We start from the raw sequence: 2,047 nt of genomic DNA on the forward strand, positions 1-2,047 counted from the left end.
CGCCGCTGGCCCGATCCGGTTGCGCTGTATGGAGGCTACACCGCATCGGGCCAGCTACCCGTGCTGACCAAGCGGGGTCATTATTGGGCGCCGAAAGGGGGTCAAAGTTGCGTGCCGATTGACAGCGAGGTCAGGGACAGCCGGGGCAGGGCGATACCCGGCCTCTATGCCTGCGGCAACGACATCAATTCGGTGATGTCCGGCGCCTATCCCGGGCCGGGCATCACGCTGGGTCCGGCGCTGACCTTCGGATATGTCATCGGGCAATCGGCGGCCGCATGACGTTCGCGCTGATGATCGACCCGGAAGCCGAGCGCGAGATCCGCTTTCTGCTCGGCCGGTATGTGCATCTGCTGGACGCGGGCGAGGCGGCGGCATGGGCGGGGCTTTTCACCCCGGACGGCCGCTGGATTCGCCGCAATGCCGCGCCGGCTGTGCTTGGCGGCTCGGGCATTGCCGCCGGCGAAAGGCGGGGTCGGGCCGAACTGGCGGAACTGGCCGAATATTCGGTGCGGAATTTTCGCGGGCTGTGCCGGCACCAGATGACCGACATCCTGCTGTGGCGGGCCGGCGGGGGCGGCGTCCAGGGGAAATGCCGCATGATCATCACCGATTTCCGCGACGGTCCCGGCCGCGTGGCGATGGTCGGCAGCTATGACATGACCTTTGCCCGCACGCCCGAAGGCTGGCGCATCGCCATGCTTTCGGCCGAGTTCCTGCCGCGCTGATGCCTCAAGGCGGCCAGGCCCGATGCCGGCAGGCAAGCCGAGGATGTCGCCTTGGTCGCGCCGCGAAGATCCGTGCCGGCGTGACGTTGTTGTTGCAACAAATATGCACCTATGGTTGGCCCTGTTCGGTCTGTCTCGACATCGGAAGATTGAAACTGGCGGAAAATCGACGAACACTTTCAATTGAAACAGGTTTGCGGGCTATGTGATGCGTATCGAGACCTTCTTTCCCTATCAACTGGCCGTGGTGGCCGAGGCCTTTTCGCGCCAGCTTGTCGCGGTCTATGGCCGCGAGCATGGTTTCACGCGCGAGGAATGGCGGCTGCTGTTCCTGCTGGAGGATGCCGGGTCGCTGGATTCGCTGCGGCTGTCCCAGCGCACCTCGCTGGACAAGGTGCAGGTCAGCCGCGCCGCCTCGCGGCTGGAGGACAAGGGGCTGATCACCCGCGCCATCCTGGGCTCGGACCGGCGCCTGCGGAACTATGCCATCACCGAGGCGGGGCGCGACCTGTTCCGCCGCGCCTTCGGCGAGGTCGAGGCCCGCGCGAACGAGATATTGCAGGCGATGCCGGCATGCGACCGTGCCGCGCTGGAGCGGGGGATCGCCGCGCTGGACCAGGCCATCGCCACCGCGACCAGGCCCGAAACCGGGCATGGCGCGTCGTTCCCCCGCCCTGGCCCGGCTGTTCGCCCTGTTTAGTCGCGGTCTTTCCTTTGGTCGATTTTGGCGAGGGCGCGGTCGAGGGCCTCGGCCTCCGGTCCCAGCTCGGCCAGCAGATCCGCCTGGAACGCCTCGGCGATGCGGCCGAGCCGCGCCATTAGCGCCCGGCCAGCAGGCGTCAGCTCCAGCGCGACCAGCCGGCGGTCGGCCGCGTTGCCCGATTTCCGCACCAGCCCCGCCTCTTGCAGCCGCGAGGCGGCGCGGCTGACCATCGACTTGTCCAGATGCACCCGCGCCGTGATGTCGCGCACGCTCACCGCGCCGGAATGGGCCAGATGCGCCAGAACCCGCCATTCGGGCGTGCTCAGCCCCGCTTCGGCCTCGTAAAGCGCGGCAAAGCGGCGGCTCAGCCGCGCGGCCGCCACCGACAGGCGATAGGGCAGGAACCGGTCCAGATCGAATGACATGCGCTTCTCCTTGGCCGGCAGAACAGCAGAAAGCCGTTGCGCCTGCAATAAAGATCGGCCCGGCTGCAGATCCGCATTGACATCGTTGCCATCGCAATGACACAATCGTTGCAACTGCAATGACACCGCAGGGAGGAGCCCCATGACCCAGCACGACCTGCCCCCCGGCATGACCCGCGCCGCCGTCGCCA

Annotated in this window: 4 protein-coding genes; 3 read left to right on the forward strand and 1 reads right to left on the reverse strand. The window is 67.2% G+C overall.

Translation table 11 applies throughout. The features are described 5' to 3' along the window. The 3 genes from QPR87_RS23430 to QPR87_RS23440 all read left to right on the forward strand — a co-directional run. The coding region (locus QPR87_RS23430) for an FAD-binding protein (protein ID WP_285051554.1) at positions 1 to 282 on the forward strand (282 nt) is incomplete at its 5' end. Continuing rightward, positions 279 to 728: a nuclear transport factor 2 family protein gene (locus QPR87_RS23435; protein ID WP_285051555.1), complete on the forward strand. Its 450-nt coding sequence runs from the start codon at positions 279 to 281 to the stop codon at positions 726 to 728. The genes QPR87_RS23430 and QPR87_RS23435, both read left to right, overlap by 4 nt. A gap of 208 nt (positions 729 to 936) precedes the next feature. Continuing rightward, positions 937 to 1,428, forward strand: coding sequence for a MarR family winged helix-turn-helix transcriptional regulator (locus tag QPR87_RS23440; RefSeq protein WP_011749791.1), 492 nt, complete (start codon positions 937 to 939; stop codon positions 1,426 to 1,428). Here the strand turns inward: QPR87_RS23440 and QPR87_RS23445 are convergent. Continuing rightward, positions 1,425 to 1,856: a MarR family winged helix-turn-helix transcriptional regulator gene (locus tag QPR87_RS23445; protein ID WP_285051557.1), complete on the reverse strand. Its 432-nt coding sequence runs from the start codon at positions 1,854 to 1,856 to the stop codon at positions 1,425 to 1,427. The two genes, QPR87_RS23440 and QPR87_RS23445, sit on opposite strands and share 4 nt — an antisense overlap. Positions 1,857 to 2,047 lie beyond the last annotated feature (191 nt).

The sequence above is a fragment of the Paracoccus sp. SSJ genome (assembly GCF_030234105.1).
GTDB lineage: Bacteria > Pseudomonadota > Alphaproteobacteria > Rhodobacterales > Rhodobacteraceae > Paracoccus > Paracoccus denitrificans.